Annotated in this window: 13 protein-coding genes, 1 tRNA gene and 2 rRNA genes (1 of these 16 only partly in view); 8 read left to right on the forward strand and 8 right to left on the reverse strand. The window is 52.4% G+C overall.

The features are described from left to right. Both QWY82_RS06140 and rrf read left to right on the forward strand, forming a co-directional pair. Positions 1-2,764: ribosomal RNA gene (locus tag QWY82_RS06140) — 23S ribosomal RNA — on the forward strand (it extends 124 nt beyond the left edge of the window). A 251-nt stretch (positions 2,765-3,015) separates the two neighbouring features. Next, a 5S ribosomal RNA gene (gene rrf / locus QWY82_RS06145) occupies positions 3,016-3,131 on the forward strand. 738 nt (positions 3,132-3,869) lie between these two features. On the opposite strand, the gene QWY82_RS06150 is transcribed toward rrf, so the two are convergent. The 8 genes from QWY82_RS06150 to hemA are packed head-to-tail and all read right to left on the reverse strand — an operon-like array spanning position 3,870 to position 12,907. Continuing rightward, a complete protein-coding gene (locus QWY82_RS06150; RefSeq protein WP_290260677.1) occupies positions 3,870-4,472 on the reverse strand; it encodes a redoxin family protein in 603 nt (200 codons plus the stop codon). Then, the gene (locus QWY82_RS06155; protein WP_290260678.1) at positions 4,469-6,469 is read right to left on the reverse strand and encodes a protein-disulfide reductase DsbD family protein; all 2,001 of its coding nucleotides are present in this window, start codon (positions 6,467-6,469) and stop codon (positions 4,469-4,471) included. Before QWY82_RS06155 ends, QWY82_RS06150 begins: the two co-directional genes overlap by 4 nt. A gap of 57 nt (positions 6,470-6,526) precedes the next feature. Continuing rightward, positions 6,527-7,657, reverse strand: coding sequence for a M48 family metallopeptidase (locus tag QWY82_RS06160; protein ID WP_290260679.1), 1,131 nt, complete (start codon positions 7,655-7,657; stop codon positions 6,527-6,529). A gap of 3 nt (positions 7,658-7,660) precedes the next feature. Next, positions 7,661-8,917 (reverse strand): YjgN family protein, encoded by a 1,257-nt coding sequence (locus QWY82_RS06165; RefSeq protein WP_290260680.1) that lies wholly within the window; start codon positions 8,915-8,917, stop codon positions 7,661-7,663. Positions 8,918-8,970: 53 nt separating this feature from the next. Continuing rightward, positions 8,971-9,711, reverse strand: a complete 741-nt coding sequence (locus tag QWY82_RS06170) for a HesA/MoeB/ThiF family protein (protein ID WP_290260681.1) — start codon at positions 9,709-9,711, stop codon at positions 8,971-8,973. Beyond that, complete coding sequence (gene prmC / locus QWY82_RS06175) at positions 9,701-10,546, reverse strand: peptide chain release factor N(5)-glutamine methyltransferase (RefSeq protein WP_290260683.1); 846 nt, start codon at positions 10,544-10,546, stop codon at positions 9,701-9,703. Before prmC ends, QWY82_RS06170 begins: the two co-directional genes overlap by 11 nt. Further along, on the reverse strand, positions 10,546-11,634 hold the full coding sequence (gene prfA / locus QWY82_RS06180; protein ID WP_290260685.1) for a peptide chain release factor 1: 1,089 nt from the start codon (positions 11,632-11,634) through the stop codon (positions 10,546-10,548). Before prfA ends, prmC begins: the two co-directional genes overlap by 1 nt. Before the next feature lie 10 nt (positions 11,635-11,644). Next, complete coding sequence (gene hemA / locus QWY82_RS06185) at positions 11,645-12,907, reverse strand: glutamyl-tRNA reductase (RefSeq protein ID WP_290260686.1); 1,263 nt, start codon at positions 12,905-12,907, stop codon at positions 11,645-11,647. A gap of 204 nt (positions 12,908-13,111) precedes the next feature. Between hemA and QWY82_RS06190 the strand changes: the two genes are divergently transcribed. The 6 genes from QWY82_RS06190 (at position 13,112) to QWY82_RS06215 (ending at position 18,249) form a co-directional block, all read left to right on the forward strand. Continuing rightward, a complete protein-coding gene (locus QWY82_RS06190) occupies positions 13,112-14,857 on the forward strand; it encodes a tetratricopeptide repeat protein (protein ID WP_290260687.1) in 1,746 nt (581 codons plus the stop codon). Further along, complete coding sequence (lolB, locus tag QWY82_RS06195; protein WP_290260688.1) at positions 14,858-15,508, forward strand: lipoprotein insertase outer membrane protein LolB; 651 nt, start codon at positions 14,858-14,860, stop codon at positions 15,506-15,508. Positions 15,509-15,510: 2 nt separating this feature from the next. Beyond that, on the forward strand, positions 15,511-16,380 hold the full coding sequence (gene ispE / locus QWY82_RS06200) for a 4-(cytidine 5'-diphospho)-2-C-methyl-D-erythritol kinase (protein WP_290260690.1): 870 nt from the start codon (positions 15,511-15,513) through the stop codon (positions 16,378-16,380). Next, positions 16,371-16,445, forward strand: a tRNA-Gln gene (locus QWY82_RS06205). Before ispE ends, QWY82_RS06205 begins: the two co-directional genes overlap by 10 nt. A gap of 136 nt (positions 16,446-16,581) precedes the next feature. Then, complete coding sequence (locus tag QWY82_RS06210; protein ID WP_290263478.1) at positions 16,582-17,514, forward strand: ribose-phosphate pyrophosphokinase; 933 nt, start codon at positions 16,582-16,584, stop codon at positions 17,512-17,514. A gap of 93 nt (positions 17,515-17,607) precedes the next feature. Beyond that, positions 17,608-18,249 carry a 50S ribosomal protein L25/general stress protein Ctc gene (locus tag QWY82_RS06215; protein ID WP_290260692.1) on the forward strand — a complete coding sequence of 214 codons (642 nt, stop codon included), beginning with the start codon at positions 17,608-17,610 and terminating at the stop codon, positions 18,247-18,249.

Raw genomic sequence — 18,249 nt, forward strand, 5'->3', positions numbered from 1 at the left:
AAACCCACTGAGCTTTGCTCAGTATCGTACAGTGAATACATAGCTGTACGAAGCGAACCCGGGGAACTGAAACATCTAAGTACCCGGAGGAAAAGAAATCAACCGAGATTCCCTTAGTAGCGGCGAGCGAACGGGGACCAGCCCTTAAGCAACTTGTGTTTTAGTGGAACCTTCTGGAAAGTTGGGCGATACAGGGTGATAGCCCCGTACACGAAAAGGCACTTGTTGTGAAATCGAGTAGGACGGGACACGTGATATCCTGTTTGAACATGGGGGGACCATCCTCCAAGGCTAAATACTCCCATCTGACCGATAGTGAACCAGTACCGTGAGGGAAAGGCGAAAAGAACCCCTGTGAGGGGAGTGAAATAGATCCTGAAACCGTATGCGTACAAGCAGTAGGAGCACCTTCGTGGTGTGACTGCGTACCTTTTGTATAATGGGTCAGCGACTTATTGTATGTGGCAAGGTTAACCGTTTAGGGGAGCCGTAGGGAAACCGAGTCTTAATAGGGCGTTTTAGTCGCATGCAATAGACCCGAAACCGGGCGATCTATCCATGAGCAGGTTGAAGGTTGGGTAACACTAACTGGAGGACCGAACCCACTAATGTTGAAAAATTAGGGGATGACTTGTGGATCGGAGTGAAAGGCTAATCAAGCTCGGAGATATCTGGTTCTCCCCGAAATCTATTTAGGTAGAGCCTCGGACGAATACCACTGGGGGTAGAGCACTGTTTGGGCTAGGGGGTCATCCCGACTTACCAACCCCATGCAAACTCCGAATACCAGTGAGTACTATCCGGGAGACAGACAGCGGGTGCTAACGTCCGTTGTCAAGAGGGAAACAACCCAGACCACCAGCTAAGGTCCCAAATGTTAATTAAGTGGGAAACGATGTGGGAAGGCTTAGACAGCTAGGAGGTTGGCTTAGAAGCAGCCACCCTTTAAAGAAAGCGTAATAGCTCACTAGTCGAGTCGGCCTGCGCGGAAGATGTAACGGGGCTAAATTAGCAACCGAAGCTGTGGCTACAGACTTTGTCTGTGGGGTAGGGGAGCGTTCTGTAAGCTGTTGAAGGTGTGTTGAGAAGCATGCTGGAGGTATCAGAAGTGCGAATGCTGACATGAGTAACGACAAGGGGAGTGAAAAACTCCCCCGCCGGAAGATCAAGGTTTCCTGTCCAACGTTAATCGGGACAGGGTTAGTCGGCCCCTAAGGCGAGGCGGAAACGCGTAGTCGATGGGAAGTAGGTTAATATTCCTACACTTTTTGTTACTGCGATGGAGGGACGGAGAAGGCTAGGCCATCACGGCGTTGGTTGTCCGTGTTTAAGGTTGTAGGCTGGGGGATTAGGCAAATCCGGTCCCCTAAGGCTGAGAACTGATGACGAGCTCAATTTATTGAGCGAAGTGGTTGATGCCATGCTTCCAAGAAAAGCTTCTAAGCTTCAGGTAACAAAGAACCGTACTGTAAACCGACACAGGTGATCAGGTAGAGAATACCAAGGCGCTTGAGAGAACTCGGGTGAAGGAACTAGGCAAAATAGTACCGTAACTTCGGGAGAAGGTACGCCACTGACGGTGAAGGATTTACTCCGTAAGCTGTCGGTGGTCGAAGTAACCAGTCCGCTGCAACTGTTTATTAAAAACACAGCACTCTGCAAACACGTAAGTGGACGTATAGGGTGTGACGCCTGCCCGGTGCTGGAAGGTTAATTGATGGGGTTAGCGTAAGCGAAGCTCTTGATCGAAGCCCCAGTAAACGGCGGCCGTAACTATAACGGTCCTAAGGTAGCGAAATTCCTTGTCGGGTAAGTTCCGACCTGCACGAATGGCGTAATGATGGCGGAGCTGTCTCCACCCGAGACTCAGTGAAATTGAAATCGCTGTTAAGATGCAGTGTACCCGCGGCTAGACGGAAAGACCCCGTGAACCTTTACTGTAGCTTTGCACTGAACTTTGAACCTATTTGTGTAGGATAGGTGGGAGGCTTTGAAGTCGAGACGCTAGTTTCGATGGAGCCGTCCTTGAAATACCACCCTGGTATGTTTGAGGTTCTAACGTAGGTCCCTTATCGGGATTGCGGACAGTGCATGGTGGGCAGTTTGACTGGGGCGGTCTCCTCCCAAAGAGTAACGGAGGAGCACGAAGGTTGGCTAATCCTGGTCGGAAATCAGGAGGTTAGTGTAATGGCACAAGCCAGCTTGACTGCGAGACTGACACGTCGAGCAGGTACGAAAGTAGGTCATAGTGATCCGGTGGTTCTGTATGGAAGGGCCATCGCTCAACGGATAAAAGGTACTCCGGGGATAACAGGCTGATACCGCCCAAGAGTTCACATCGACGGCGGTGTTTGGCACCTCGATGTCGGCTCATCACATCCTGGGGCTGAAGCCGGTCCCAAGGGTATGGCTGTTCGCCATTTAAAGTGGTACGCGAGCTGGGTTTAGAACGTCGTGAGACAGTTCGGTCCCTATCTGCCGTGGGCGTTGGAGATTTGAGAAGAGTTGTTCCTAGTACGAGAGGACCGGAATGAACGAACCTCTGGTGTTCGGGTTGTCATGCCAATGGCATTGCCCGGTAGCTACGTTCGGACGGGATAACCGCTGAAAGCATCTAAGCGGGAAGCCTCCTTCAAGATTAGATCTCCCTGGGACTTTAAGTCCCCTAAAGAGCCGTTGAAGACTACGACGTTGATAGGTTGGGTGTGGAAGCGCTGTGAGGCGTTGAGCTAACCAATACTAATTGCTCGTGAGGCTTGACCATATAACAGAAACGATTGTGTTGACGTTGTACTTTTTAGAAATAGAAAATGATTTGAGAACGATCTGAAGTATTGCGTGAGAGATCACACAACAAGTTAATCAGATTTATGTAAGGCGAGACTCAGCATCTACAGAATTATTACGACGACTTTGTTATCGAAAGACAACAGAGCACATTTACCGCCCTATTTGGATAACGCATGCCGTTGCTTATTGAAAGTGACATAAGACACAGCGATCCATACCAGTTTGCTTGACGACCATAGCGATTTGGAACCACCTGATCCCATCCCGAACTCAGTAGTGAAACGAATTAGCGCCGATGGTAGTGTGGGGTTTCCCCATGTGAGAGTAGGACATTGTCAAGCATCTAAATTAAAATACCCCGAATCAGCAATGGTTCGGGGTATTTTTTTATGTGGCCCACATACCACTGAGGTGCTTGCCAATATCCTACGCTCGCATGGGGCAAGTCGGAGTGCCGCACCACCCTCTCTTTATTTGTGGGGCCGCTCACGCGGTCCGGCCGACAAGCGTAGCTTGCCGGCGCTCCGCGATGCAGGTTGCTGATCGCAACCTAAGCGCATCGCGGAGCCCCCATGTGAGAGCGTGCGAATAGCGAGTTATACTCGTACTTGATGACGTCCAGTTTGCGAAGATTGAGCGTAAGTAAGCGGATGGCCGTGCCGAACTTCGTTAAGTCGCAGCCGGAATGAATGCCGACCAACTGAACCGACGGATGGCGGGTGGCCGCCCCTCCGCCCCGTATCACTGGCCGCGCTATTCTGCGTAGGTTGCTGGTCGCAACCACAATGCGCAGACTAGCCCCATGTAAGAGCTTGCCACTAGCTGCTTTGTAACGAAAATAGCGCATTGCGGCCGTGCCGCTTGCTGTTAAAAGAAGATCCACAAAAAGCCCAATCGATTGCTCGGTTGGGCTTTTTTATTTGTGATTGGGTGTTAGCAAACGCACAATTTTGGCTAGCAGGGGCCGGCCACCCAGCTTGCAGCTTGCAGCTTGCAGGGGGCGGCCATCCGGCTTGCAGCTCTCCGTTTGCCTTCCCGCCCTTCCTGTTAACTGTACCCTGTCAACTCAACCCTCGCTCTTACTCATATTTCACCGAACACCCATAAGGCGCTGTCACTGGGCGTTTTACTACTTCGCCTTTCGCGAGAGATTGCATGGCTGAGGTTAAATAATTCTCTGCTTTTACTATGTCTGCTTGGTTTGCTGACTTGATACTGTCGATGGCGCCTTGGTAACGTAAAACGCCATCCTTATCGATCACATACATATGCGGTGTGGTTTGCGCGCCGTAGGCTTTTCCGACTTTGCCGTCGGTATCGAATAAAACATAGTTAGGTGATGCGTTTCGGTTCTCTGTCAGTGAGTTTGCTTCTGCTGCTGTTACGTAGCCCTGTTTCCCTGTGGCCGAAGAAATGATTGATAACCAAACAACACCTTCATCGGTATATTGCTTTTGTAGCTTTTGCATATTACCGCTGTCGTAATGTTTTTGAACGTAGGGGCATAGATGATTGGTCCATTCGAGAATCACCATTTTACCTTTGTATTGGCTGAGGCTAATGGTTTCGCTGGTGCTCGAGGTGAGGGTGAAGTCGGGTGCTGGTTCGTTTACAGCGACGCGCGCTGAAGCCAAGCTGGTTGCGAATAAGGCGCCCAATAAAATAGCGATACGGGTAATCATGGTGTTTCTCCTTCAAGGTAGCTGATAAGAAGATCTGGCGTTAAAACTTGTGGCAATGTTTGCGGCGCTCCATCTGCTGGATAGTAGACGTAGAGCGGAACACCGCTGCGATCAAAAGATTCTAGATACTTAAGAATGTCGTCGTCTTTTCGGGTCCAATCCAAAGTTACGTAAGATACATTTAATCGGCTCAAGGCTTGTTTAACTTTGTCGGTGTCGAAGGTAACTTGTTCATTCACTTTACAGGTGATGCACCAGTCTGCGGTGACATTGACGAAAACATTTTGGTTGTCCGCTCGAAGCTGTGCGACATCAGCTAATGAAAAGTCCGGTGATAGGTTGCGATCATGGCTCTGCGGAACGAGGTTGCCACCTAGCAAGATCAGAGCGGCAATTAAGCTGGCACCGATGAGCGCTAGCGGTTTAGACGCTAGGCGGCTCAGGTAGGCGCAAAAGGCTAGCGCTAGACACAGCATTAACAACACAGCCAAAGCGTTTGCGCCAGAAATGCCTGCCACTACCCAGCCCAGCCAGATGGCTGTGCCGAGCAGCGGAAATGCCAATAAGTGCTTCAAGTGCAGCATCCAAGCGCCGGGTTTTGGCAGTAGTCGAGCACTAGCGGGCAGCAGGTGCACGAGCCATAGCGGCAGAGCAAAACCGATGGCTAAGGCGATAAAAATAAGGAAGGTTTCTAGAGCGCTGGACTGCAGAGCATAGCCCAAAGCGCCGGCCATAAAAGGCGCGGTACAGGGGGTTGCTACCAGCACAGCAAGGCAGCCGGTCATGAAACTTGCCGATTTACCGCCCAGACGGCTAAGCCGATTGTTGCCTATGTTCTGCAGGTTGCCGCCAAATTGAATGGCGTCTGAGAGCATCAAGCCGAGGGCGAAAAATAGTAGCGCCAGGAAGGATACAAAACCCGCGGATTGCATTTGAAAGCCCCAGCCCAAGTGTTGACCAGATAGCTTGGCAAGCTCGATGATGCCAGCAAAACCCATAAAGCTAAGGATCACGCCCGCGGCATAGGCATCACCTTGGCGACGCTGGCCGCCATCTGTAGCCTGCGCTAAAGACATGGCCTTGATGGTCAAGACCGGCAGAACACAAGGCATGAGATTGAGCAGCAAGCCACCGGCGAAAGCCATCAGCATTAGGATCAAGATGCCAGTAGCCTGGGTTTGAACCTGCCCTTGGCTGGTAGCGGTAAAGCTGAATGCCTCTGAGCCCTCTGGACCTATCGCGAGCCATTGCATGGCTTCAGGTGCCTGCCAAAAGTGCTGGCTCTTTTCAAAACTGATTAAGGTCTGCGCCGAATCGAGGGCAAAGACTGGCGTTGTGTTATGGCTGATCCAGTCGCCGGCAAAGGGCAGTAAAGTCCAGTTACTGGTTAGCTCTCTGGGCACGGCAAGCGCGATCGACTCCTTGGTAATTTCCACCGCCGCGGCTAAATCTTGCTGGGAATATTGATTGGCTCTGGCTCTAGCAAACTCTTCGGTCGTATCTAGATTATTGAGAATGGGCGCTTGCTCGTATACCGGCAGATTTAAGGTCAATCTGGCGTTGCCGGGAATGCAGTCTTCCTTGCACACCAGCCAGCTCAGCTCGACTTCAACATCCAGTGTGCCGGTAAATTGGGCGGGTAACTGCACCGGAAACATGAGCAGGCTGCGCTCGTAACCATAATTAATTAAATGCGCAACGGGAATGACTTTCGGTATCTCCCAAACAAGCTCACCGGCAACGGCGCCGCCATTCAGAGTAATATTTAAGACCGGCGGTTCTCCTGAGTCGCCTGGGTTGAGCCAGTAAGTGTGCCAATGTGGGTCTGGTTCGAACACAATGCCAAACCAGTGTTCGGCGCCTGATCGCAGTTGGCGGTGTTCAGATAAAAGCTCAACCCGTATGTGAGGCCCGAAGGCCTCACTGTTCGATAGCGCTGTGGGCGACCAGACAAGTAAAGCAAAAACGAGGGGCAAAAAAGCGCGGGAGAGGGGCATAACAGATCCTGATCGTCCGACTATGCCCAGATGTTAAACGCAGAACAGGGTTTAGTGCTAGTGACTTGCCTCCGAGACTCTCTGGATGCGCGCATCTAAATGCGGGTGTGTGCTTAGGTATTTGAGCCAGGTATCCCTGTCTGCACAGCTGTCTTCCCCATCAGAGCTTGTCTCTTCATCAGAGCTTGCTTGCTCATTCGCATCTGCTTGGCTGTCCGCGCTTGTAACGTCGCCAGCGTCGGTGGGGGCATCGCAATGGCTGTTGTATAGTTTGGTCAGCATGTCGGCAAAAGCTTGCTTGTCATAGCCGCGCTCGATTAAAAACTGCACGCCGTAGCTGTCGGCTTCCAGCTCAAAATCTCTGGAAAAAGCGAGCTGCGAGAATACGATAGGCAAGGTCAGCACTATGTCGCCTAGGGCGCTGGTGTCGCCACCTATTAATGCAATGGTGAGTGAAATGGCCGAGTTCTGCAGTATCTGACGCAGCGAGTGCTTGTGTACGATATGACCTAATTCATGACCGAAAACACCGAGTAACTGGGCTTCATTACCATCGGCTAAAAGAATCAGCTGATCGGTAAAGACTATGGTGCCGTCGGGTAGCGCTAGGGCATTGGCGCCCATGTCGCCGCCATTAACAATGTGCAGCTTGGTTAAGTCGTAATCGGGAGCTGCTTTGCTAATACTGTCTCGAAAGGACGCCTGCTGTGCTTCATCCAGTTGCGATTCACTGAAGTAACGCTTGTTTAAAATCATTAGCGTTTCATCTGAGGCTTCTTGCAGCAAGGATTCAGGTAGCTTGTCAGCTACAAGGTCGGCTACCGCAGGAATGCCCCAAAGGAAATAACTCACACCTAATCCCACGGTGATTAGCGTCGCCATGAGTACCATCAGCAAGCTGTGTTCGAGTTGATGGATGTAATCGGACCAGGACTTTTTATGTTGGCTTAATAACAACTCGAGCTGCTCGTGCGCACTGGTTTCCAGTTGCCCAGACAGTTCTGCGAATTGAATATAGCGTGGTGTTCGCCCAAGTTTGGGCGACACTTTAACGCCGGCGCGCGACAAGTTTTTACTCGGTTGCCCTTGGACGGTTAACGTCAGTAGCTCGCTGTTGCCGGTAAGTTGTGCGGGCAGGCTGGCGCTGCTCGCGCCGTCCTGCCACAGGCCTGTAAGGTGAAAACCCACAAGTTAGAACCCGACGTTCATATCAAATACATCGCCAAACTCTTCGCCGAAGGCTGAGGGGTCTTCCTGACTTACGGCAATGAACTTATCGAGATCGCCATTGACGTCTATAGAGGTGTGCTGGGCGGCGTAATTAGCCAGCTTTACCTTCGCCCAAGGAATGTAAAGGCCGAGGGTGATAATGGTCAAGATGAAGTTGCCAATCATGATTAAACCGTAGTCTTTGTAGTCAAAGTTGGCCTTAAAGTCGTGATCGGCAAGGTTCAGTTTATTAAAGAAAAGATTATTAATGGCCACAACAAAATAGATGATTGAGCAGATGTATCCGGCGGCGATACCCAGTGCCATCAACGGAGGGAATATAAAGCCTACGACGGCGCCGGCGATGGCACCAACGACCACACAGGCGATGGCAATCAAAAATATCTTGTAGAAGTCGCCAATCTTTCCGCTGAAGGTAAAGCTTTTATTGCCGTAATTGTGGTGGTTGGCGATGTAAGCTTGCTGGCGCTGGATGGCGATGGGCATGAGCAGCATAAAGGTAAACGTGGCCGCTATAGGCCATAGGAAAAATGTTTTGAATGCTGGCCAGTAAGTGCCGGTGAAGCGGAAGCGAATGTTGCGATAGGTGGTGTTTCGGGCATAGAAAGCCAGCGATTTATTTAGCACCCAAGGAAATACAAAAATTAAAGGCAGCGTTACTAAAAGACTGGTGAGTGGCGAATAATATTGCAGCGCCGCAATGAGAATGAAAATGCCGAGCGCGATTAAACGGCCGATAAGCATTTTTACTGGGTCGGCGGTAAACGCAAAACTGGCGCCGTTGAGTGTGGTGTTACCATAAAAATATTGAGTGTTTCTGACTTTAGCCCAGGGCGAATAGAGGCCGAGGGTAACAATCACGAGCAGGATGTTAACGATCCAAATTTTAAAGTATTCGTAGCCTTTACCACTAAAACTAAAGTGAATAGTTTGTTTCTGGGCTGAGGTTGATTTTGCTGCAGGGGTTGCCTCGGCGCTGCTCTCAGTAGCAACGGCCTCTAACTCGGTTTGAATCCCAAGAGAACTGAGTTTGGCTTGGTAATTCTTTGCCGTGGTTTCATCGACATTCTTTTTGATAACGCTAGGCGCGTTGGTAAACAGTGCCTGCGCTTTTTCAACGCTAATGCCAGAGGCTGCTGCAAAGGCGGCAATGGCCTGCTTGGCATCAGTGCCTTCGTTAAACTGGCCGGTGAGTAAAATATTATAGGTATGAGTCACGTTTCCTTCCCTAGATGATCGTAATGGAGAATGTATTGTGTCTTCTTTTACAACTAAATTCCACAGCAAGGGCAGCTGGGGTCTTTTTGTAGTCGAATTTCCTGCCAGCGCATGACTTTGCCGTCTAGCAAAAGCAGGCGATTGGTGAGGCTGGCGCCCGCCGAGGTAATAAATTTCACTGCCTCCAGCGCTTGCACCGTACCAATAATACCCACCAGCGGCGCGACTACGCCAGACTCGGAGCAAGATAAATTATTGGCACCGGGGCCGTAGAGGCAGCGGTAACAAGCGCTGGATGCGTCCCTATGGTCAAACACGCTGACCTGCCCCTCCCACTGAATGGCGGCGCCCGAAACCAGTGGCTTGCGAAATGTCTTGCAGGCTTGGTTGAGCGCAAAGCGGGTGTCAAAATTATCGCTGCAATCCACCACGACATCCGCAGCTTGCACTGCTTGGTCGAGTTGCTCACCAGCTAACCGCGAGTGCATCAACGTAAGCCTGCAATCGGGGTTTAAGTCTTTAAGGCTGGTTTCGGCCGAGGTGGCTTTCTGTTGGCCGATGCGCGAGGTGGTGTGGATGACTTGCCGCTGCAAGTTGCTCAGCTCAACCTTATCGTCATCGCACAGGATCAAATGCCCCACGCCGCTGGCGGCGAGATAGAGCGCAACTGGGCTGCCAAGCCCTCCCACACCGATGACCAGAACTGTCGCATCTAATAGCGCCTGTTGGCCTGTAACATCGATATCATCTAACAAAATATGCCGGCTATAGCGCAGCAGTTGATCATCTTTCATGTTGGGATTCTCGCCAGCGGCCGAAAGAAAAGCGTTCATGTCCGTCTAGGTCTATGCCGCTGCTTACCTGTGAAAATCCCGCTGCCAGCAGCATATGGCGCACCTCGTTTGCTTGCTGGTAGCCGTGTTCTAGAACCAGTGTGGCATCGACTTTTAAGTAGTTTATCGCGTTATTAATGATGCGTCGCAGGTCAGCTAAGCCATTTTCCTCGGCCACAAGTGCCGATAGCGGCTCAAAGCGGACGTCGCCTTGCTGTAGGTGTGGATCTTGTGCGTCGATATAGGGCGGGTTGGAAATAATAAGGTCGTAGTGCTGATCTTGAATCGCACTAAACCAATCGCTGGTCGCGAATTGACAGTTGGCTATCTGCAGTGATTGAGCATTTTCCTGAGCCAGCGCAACGGCGTCGGTGGATAAATCCAATCCGGTAATTTGCCATTGTGGTTTTTCGGAGCCAAGTGCCAGGGCTATTGCACCCGTGCCAGTACCGAGATCGAGCAGCTCGCAGTCTGATGGAAAAGGCTGCGTTAGCACCCATTCGATCAGCGCTTCAGTCGCGGGCCTAGGGATGAGTGTGGAGGCATTCACTTTCAGCGGTAGCGACCAAAATTCACGATAGCCAAGAATGTGTGCAATGGGCTCGCCGAATTTGCGTCGGCTGAGAAGTTCGTTGAAATTTGACGCCTGCTGGTCGGAAAGTTGTGCTTCCGGCCAGGTGTACAAATAGGTGCGCGGTTTGCCCAGGGCGTGACAAAGCAGCAGTTCGGCATCGAGCCGCGCGCTATCGCTGGCGATAGCGGATGCCTGAGAAAGTGCAGCTTTAATTGTCGGCATTAACTGTCGCCGGCAAGCGCCGCCAGCTGATCGGCCTGGTATTCGTGCACCAGCGGCTGAATCACTTCGTCCAGCTTACCTTCCATAACTTCATTTAATTTATACAGGGTTAAATTGATGCGGTGGTCGGTGACTCGCCCCTGCGGGTAATTGTAGGTGCGAATGCGCTCAGATCTGTCGCCAGTGCCTACGAGTGAGCGGCGTTCATCGGCCATTTCCTGCGCGGCCTTATCTTCCTGGGCCGAGTTTAGTTTTGCTGCTAACAGCGACATGGCGCGGGCGCGGTTTTTATGTTGTGAGCGCTCGTCTTGGCACTCCACCACGATACCCGTTGGAATATGAACGATACGAATAGCTGAGTCGGTTTTATTAACGTGCTGGCCGCCGGCGCCGGAGGAGCGAAAGGTGTCGACCCGAATGTCCGCCTTGTTAATATTTACTTCTTCCATTTCATCGGCTTCAGGCATTACCGCGACGGTGCAGGCGGAGGTGTGAATGCGGCCTTGAGACTCCGTTTCCGGCACCCGTTGAACCCGGTGCGCGCCCGATTCGAATTTCATTTGCGAGTACACACCCTGGCCCACAACGCGGGTAATAATTTCTTTGTAGCCGCCGTGCTCGCCGTGGTTTTCGCTGATGATTTCGATGCGCCAGCCACGGGTTTCCGCGTATTTGCTGTACATGCGAAACAGATCGCCGGAGAATATCGCGGCCTCGTCGCCGCCGGTGCCGGCGCGAATTTCCAAGAAAATGTTCTTGTGGTCGTTGGGATCTTTTGGCAGCAGTAATAGTTGCAGTTCAGCGGTTAAGGGCTCTTCTTTTTCCCGCGCCTCATCCCAAGACATCTGCGCCATCTCGCGCATTTCTGGGTCTGGGTCTTTTAACAGCTCTTTGGCTTCTTCGATGTCTTGCTCGAGACTTAGGTAGCGGCGAAAACACTGCACCACAGGTTCAAGCTCGGCGTATTCTTTGGATAATTCGCGAAACTTATTCTGATCCGAAATAATGTCCGCATCAGACAGCAGGGCTGAAACTTCTTCATAGCGCTCGTCGAGTGATTCGAGCTTAAAACGAATAGAGTCTTTCATTGAAATCTACTTACTCCGGTTTGTTTGCGTCTAAGGCAAACAAATGATTAGCCATCACTAAAATATCGTCGCGACCGTCGGCACTTGCTTCGCGTAAGGCTGTGGTTGGTTGATGTAAAAATTTATTGGTTAAGCCATTGGCTAGCTGGGTCAAAACCTGCTCTGGGTTTGCCCCGCCTTGCAGGGCATTTAAGGCCTTTTTTAATTCGGCATGTTTTTTTATTTCGGTTTGTTCTCGCAGCGCTTTGATAGTGAAATTCGCACCTTGGGCGTTTTGTTGGCGACTGAAATTCAGTACGCCTTGGTTGATAATTTCTCTCGCCGCCATGGCGGCGTCTTCGCGCGATTTTCGATTGACGTCTATCACTTCTGTCAGGTCGTCAACGCTAAATAAAAACACATCGTCGAGCTCGGCAACTTGTGGTTCGATATCTCTCGGTACCGCGATATCCACCATGAACATGGGCTTGTGTTTACGCTTTCGCAATGCGTCTTCCACCGAGCCTTTGCCCAATATAGGTAGCTGGCTGGCCGTGGAGGAGATGACGATGTCCGCTTTGTGCAGTTCCGCTGGTATGTCTGAGAGCAAAATAGGTTTGGCGCCAAAGCGCTCGGCTAAATCGGCTGCGCGCGAAAGGGTTCTGTTGGCGACGGTGATTTTCTTTACCCCTTGCTCGGTTAAATGCCGCGCTACCAGTTCGATCATCTCACCCGCACCGATAAGCAGCGCCGATTGTTCGGCCAGATCGGCGAAAATTTGTTGCGCTAAGCTGACCGCAGCATAGGCCACCGAGACGGGATTTTCGCCAATGGCGGTATCGGTGCGGACTTTTTTCGCGATACTAAAGACGTGTTGAAAGGCGATGTGTAACTGGCTTGCCACAGTGCCGGCTTCGCACGCCACGGCATAGGCGGATTTCATCTGCCCCAATATTTGTGGTTCACCTAAAATTAACGAGTTGAGGCCGCAGGCGACTTGCATCATGTGATTGATGGCGCCATCCCCGGCGTGCAAGTAATGGTAGGGCGATAGTTCATCCACATTAATATGGTGGTGCTCACTGAACCATTGCAGTACTTTAAAGGTCTCAATCTCGCCGTGAAAATACAATTCTGTTCGGTTGCAGGTCGATAGTATGGCGAGCTCTTTTAACCCGAGTTGCGACTTGGCTTCCTGCAGGGCAGAGGCCACCTTTTCCGGCGCAAAGGCCACCCGCTCGCGCAGTGCTAGAGGTGCCGTGTGGTGATTGATGCCTAAGGCCTGGAAGGTCATGGGGTTACAGAATTAACTATTTAGGTAAAAAGACCGCCAATTGTCCTGTTTGCGGAGGCTGCTGACAAGTGCGAAGGTTATTTGCCGTCGGTTTGAATTAAAAGGGCGGGCTATTACCTGCTCGCCGGAGCGTGGTAATCTGCTGCTATTGGCTCATTATCGGTTTTAGCCGTGGCGCCCACTTGCGCCCTGGAACGGAGATTTATGACGTTTAACACACGCTTATTCATTGTTGCCATACTTTTTGCTGCACTAGCTGGCTGCGCTAGCTTTGACGGCCCGCCCGCCGCGGTTGATGCTGAGCAGGAATCGGTTGAGCTAAGTGCCGAGCTGGTCGAGCCCGAAGCGGTAGCGCCTATCGAGCGCGCCTTCGAGCCGGATACCTTCTACGCACTCTTGGTGGCCGAGATGGCGGGCAGCCGCGAGCGCTTCGACATTGCTTTGGGTAACTATGTACAGCAGGCCCATAAGACCCGAGACCCGGGCGTTATTGCGCGAGCCACGCGGATTGCACGCTTCCTCGAGAACCGCTCGGCGGCGCTGGAAATGTCCGTGCTGTGGGTTGAGGTTGAGCCGACAAATAATGAGGCTCGCGTGCTTGCAGCGTCGGAGTTATCGGAGGCTGGGCGCTTGTCTGAAGCCTTTACTCATGCAGACTACTTGGCGGCGCAGGGCAACCCCATGCTGCTGCAGACAGTGGCCGCCTACGCCAGCAAAGGTACGGATATCGAGCGCGAGCAGTTGATTGAAGGCCTCGAGGCGCTTAAGCCACAATATCCCGAAGCAGTGGAGTTGTGGATGGCGCTGGCGCTTGCTTATCAGCAGCAAGGTTTGATGGATGAGGCGACCGGCGCGGTTAAAAAAGCGGTAAAGCTAGACCCCGAGCACTTCCAAGCACAGGCGCTGCAAGCGCGCATCCGCTTTCAGCAGGGCGATCAGGTGGGCGCTATCCGGCAGATGGCGGCATTGGTGGATACCAACCCAGACGACAACCGCATCCGGTTGCAGTACGCGCGCATGCTAGCGGGTACCGATATGGTAAAGGCCGCCGATCAGTTTGAGGTGCTGGTGCAAGATAACCCGCACGATGCCGACCTGCTGTTGTCACTGGCGTTGATTCGCTTTGAGCAAAAAAACTTTGAGCAGGCGCAGCCGCTGTTTGAGCAGCTAACAGACATAGAGTCGCGCCGCTCGACGGCCTACTATTATTTGGCGCGCATTGCCCAGCAGCAGGGCGATTTTAATGACGCGTTAAACAACTATTTAAAAGTCGAGCTAGGGCCGGATTTCATGCCGGCGTTGGTGCAGACCTTGGAAATATTGGTGGCCGCGGGTGAATTGAAACCAGCTAATGCGAGGATGCAGGCGGTGCGTAAAACCGTACCTCAGCAGGTTGAGCGCTTATTTGCGCTAGAGGCTGAGGTGTATGGCAAATACGATCACCTAGATGCCGCCGAGCAGATTCTATCCCAAGGCTTGGCCGAGGTGCCCGACAGCACGCGGCTGCTTTTCAGCCGGGCCATGATCAATGAGCGGCGCAATATGCTCGATTTGGCTGAGCTGGATTTTCGCAAAGTCATTCGCTACGAGCCCAACAATGCCATGGCGCTCAACGCCCTTGGTTACACCCTAGCCGATCGCACTGAGCGCTATGATGAGGCCTACGAGCTGATCGTCCAGGCTCACAGCCTAAAGCCCGATGATGCAGCCATTATCGATAGTTTGGGCTGGGTTAGCTATCGCATGGGCAACTACACCGAGGCCTTGTTGCGCCTGCAGGAGGCTTTTAGCCTTTTCCCAGACCCAGAAATCGCCGCCCATCTCGGTGAAGTGCTTTGGGTAACCGGCGATAGAGCGGCGGCGTTAAAGGTGTGGCGCGAGGGCGTTGAGCTAAACCCTAGCAGCGAATTGATTCCCAAGGTGATGAAGCGCTTAGGCGCGCCCGAATAGATGAATGAAGTAAACCGGTGGTTGTGTTCGTGGCGTCGTTTGGCCTTTGTGTGTGCCTTCGCTTTGTTGCTTCAGGCCTGCGCCGGCAAGCATATGCCCGTGCCCGCCGACGCCGAGCTCGATCGGCGCGAGCAACAATTAATGAACATTGAGCGCTGGTCCTTCAACGGCAAGCTGGGTGTTAAGGCACCTGGCGAAAGTGCGTCTGTCTACATTACCTGGCATCAGCAGCAGCAAGATTATGTGATAGGCCTACAGGGCCCCTTGGGGCAGGGTAGCGCCAAAATGTCGGGCACGGAAAGGGGCGCAGTGCTCGAGCAGGATGGCGAGCGCTACCAGTCAGATGATGCGGAAAGCTTGGTGTTCCAGCGTTTTGGCTGGCAGCTGCCGGTGCAGCAGTTGAAATATTGGCTGCGCGCCTTGCCCGCACCGGCGAGCGCCGATGAGCGCCAATTAGAGCGCGACGAGCAAGGCCTGTTGCTCAGCCAGCAACAGGCCGGTTGGAGCCTGCAGTACAGTCAGTACCATTGGGTGGGCGAGCAGGCGCTGCCGGGCAAAATCAAAGCCGAGTCGGCCGCGCTCGGGGTGCGCTTAATCTTAGTAATTAATCAGTGGCAATTAGAGGCAAATACGCTAGGGGCAAGTCAGTAGTTATGCCAGATCAAATGACAACCTTGCGCTGGCCCGCGCCAGCCAAATTAAACCTGTGTTTACACATCACCGGCCGCCGTCCGGATGGCTACCATAATCTGCAAACCTTGTTTCAATTGCTCAATTACGGCGATTTCCTAGAGTTCCACCCCGCTGACGATGGGCGCGTGGCGTTGGCGCAACCCATGCGCGATGTGGCCGAGGCCGACAACCTCGTGGTTAAGGCTGCTAGAGCCCTACAGCAAGCAACGGGCTGCACTAAGGGGGCGACCATTAGCATCGACAAGCGCATTCCCCTAGGGGGCGGCTTGGGCGGTGGCTCCTCGAACGCGGCGACCACCTTGGTGGCGTTAAATTATCTTTGGTCGACCGGCTTGAGTTTGCCCCATTTGGCCGAGGTTGGGCTGCAGCTGGGTGCCGATGTGCCGGTGTTTATCATGGGCCAAACGGCATGGGCTGAAGGTATCGGCGAGCGCTTGACGCCAGTGCAGATGCCGGGCCTTTGGTATCTGGTGGTCACGCCAAATTGCCACGTCTCTACCGCCGCAATATTTTCAAACAAAGATTTGACAAGAGACACAGCCGACATTACAGTAGCGGCCTTTCTTGAGCAGGGTGGGCAGAATGACTGCCAAGCGTTGGTTGCAACGCTCTACCCTCAAGTGCGCCAAGTCATTGATTGGCTTAATCAATTTGGTGCAGCTCAGATGACTGGAACAGGTGCCAGTGTGTATTGCGCCTTCGCCAGTGCAGAAGCAGCACAAGCCGTTTTGTGTATTCTGCCGAAGCGTTGGCAAGGGTTTGTAGCGCAAGCTGTAAACGCATCACCCTTACATAATCTGTTACAGGAAGTTGACGTTACTGGGGCATAGCCAAGCGGTAAGGCAGCGGGTTTTGATCCCGTCATGCGAAGGTTCGAATCCTTCTGCCCCAGCCATATTCAGGTATTAAGGTGTTCGTGCGCAGGCATGCGCAAACATCTTACTTCTATCATCAGTGACTTTGAGTTGATCAAAAGAATCTGACACAGACAGCTAACTGGCAGCAAAGGTAACTCCCTCGTGAACAATTTCATGGTCTTTACCGGCAACGCAAATCCTGCGTTGGCGCAAAAAATCGTTGATCAATTGGGGCTGCCTTTAGGCGATGCCAGTGTTAATAAATTCTCCGATGGCGAAATTTCCGTAGAGCTGAACGAAAACGTGCGCGGCTGCGATGTTTTTGTTGTGCAATCTACTTGTGCGCCCACCAACGACAACTTAATGGAGTTGATCGTCATGGTCGACGCCTTGCGTCGCGCCTCCGCTGGTCGCATCACCGCCGTGGTTCCCTATTTCGGTTACGCTCGTCAAGATCGTCGGGTGCGTTCAGCTCGCGTACCTATTACGGCAAAAGTTGTGGCCGATATGATGGTTGCGGTGGGTGTCGATCGGGTGTTGACCGTTGACCTACACGCCGAGCAGATTCAAGGCTTCTTCGATGTGCCGGTTGATAACGTCTACGGCTCGTCGGTATTAATTGAAGATATCGAGCAGCAAAAATTTGAAGATTTAGTTGTGGTATCGCCCGATATTGGCGGTGTGGTGCGCGCTCGCGCGGTAGCCAAGCAATTAGATATCGAACTCGCCATCATCGACAAGCGTCGCCCGAAAGCCAATATGGCCGAAGTGATGAATCTGATTGGCGACGTCGATGGCCGCACCTGTTTGTTAATCGATGACATGGTCGACACGGCCGGCACCTTGTGTAGTGCAGCCGCGGCGTTGAAAGCGCGCGGCGCCAAGAAAGTGGTGGCCTACTGTACCCACGCCGTACTCTCCGGCAAGGCTATCGCAAATTTAGACGGTTCAGTTTTGGATGAATTGGTGGTTACCGATTCGATTCCCCTGAGCGAAGCGGCCAGCCAGTGCAGCCGCATTCGCCAATTGACCCTATCGAGAATGTTAGCTGAGGCGGTGCGCCGCTTAAGCAATGAAGAATCACTGAGTGCCATGTTCCGCATGTAAGCGGCGGGCACCGTGTTAAGCGCCGAATCATCGGCTTTTTAAACCCCTGTCAAAACCGGTCGCAGGTTCTGATGGATTATTGAGGACACTACAATGTCTGATGCATTTACAATTATCGCTGAAAAGCGTGACCTTGAAGGGAAAGGTGCGAGCCGCCGCCTTCGTCGTCTCGCTGGCAAGGTTCCAGGTATCGTTTACGGTGGTAAAACTGCCCCAGCTAACGTTCAGCTCGTCCACAAAGACCTAGTAAAGTCTTTGGAGAACGAAGCTTTTTACTCGCACATCATCTCTTTGGTGATCGACGGTAAAGCCGAAGACGTTATCCTGAAGGATCTGCAGCGTCACCCATCTAAGCCGCAAATTCTGCACGCTGATTTCCAGCGCGTTGTTCGCGGTCAGAAGATGCACGTACGCGTTCCTTTGCACTTCGTTAACGAAGCAACGGCGAAGGGCGTTAAGCAAGGCGGCGGTATCGTTTCTCACTTGATGACAGACTTGGAAATCAACGTATTGCCAAAAGATCTGCCGGAGTTCATTGAAGTTGATGTGGCCAACCTTGGCTTGGGCGAAAGCTTGCACATCTCTGATCTGAAATTGCCAAAAGGCGTTGAGTCTATTGAATTGTCACACGGCGCAGAGCACGACCAGCCCGTTGTTAGTATCATCAAGCCACGCGGTATGGCGGCTGATGACACCAGCACTGACGAAGCTGAAGGCGAAGCTAGCGCAGAGTAA

Source organism: Simiduia curdlanivorans (assembly GCF_030409605.1).
Lineage (GTDB): Bacteria > Pseudomonadota > Gammaproteobacteria > Pseudomonadales > Cellvibrionaceae > Simiduia > Simiduia curdlanivorans.

Coding starts and splice junctions, on each gene's coding strand:
- QWY82_RS06155 (WP_290260678.1), bottom strand. CDS start 6,469: ATGCCCCTCTCCCGCGCTTTTTTGCCCCTCGTTTTTGCTTTACTTGTC.
- lolB (WP_290260688.1), top strand. CDS start 14,858: ATGAATGAAGTAAACCGGTGGTTGTGTTCGTGGCGTCGTTTGGCCTTT.
- QWY82_RS06170 (WP_290260681.1), bottom strand. CDS start 9,711: ATGAAAGATGATCAACTGCTGCGCTATAGCCGGCATATTTTGTTAGAT.
- hemA (WP_290260686.1), bottom strand. CDS start 12,907: ATGACCTTCCAGGCCTTAGGCATCAATCACCACACGGCACCTCTAGCA.
- ispE (WP_290260690.1), top strand. CDS start 15,511: ATGCCAGATCAAATGACAACCTTGCGCTGGCCCGCGCCAGCCAAATTA.
- QWY82_RS06210 (WP_290263478.1), top strand. CDS start 16,582: ATGGTCTTTACCGGCAACGCAAATCCTGCGTTGGCGCAAAAAATCGTT.
- prfA (WP_290260685.1), bottom strand. CDS start 11,634: ATGAAAGACTCTATTCGTTTTAAGCTCGAATCACTCGACGAGCGCTAT.
- QWY82_RS06215 (WP_290260692.1), top strand. CDS start 17,608: ATGTCTGATGCATTTACAATTATCGCTGAAAAGCGTGACCTTGAAGGG.
- prmC (WP_290260683.1), bottom strand. CDS start 10,546: ATGCCGACAATTAAAGCTGCACTTTCTCAGGCATCCGCTATCGCCAGC.
- QWY82_RS06190 (WP_290260687.1), top strand. CDS start 13,112: ATGACGTTTAACACACGCTTATTCATTGTTGCCATACTTTTTGCTGCA.
- QWY82_RS06150 (WP_290260677.1), bottom strand. CDS start 4,472: ATGATTACCCGTATCGCTATTTTATTGGGCGCCTTATTCGCAACCAGC.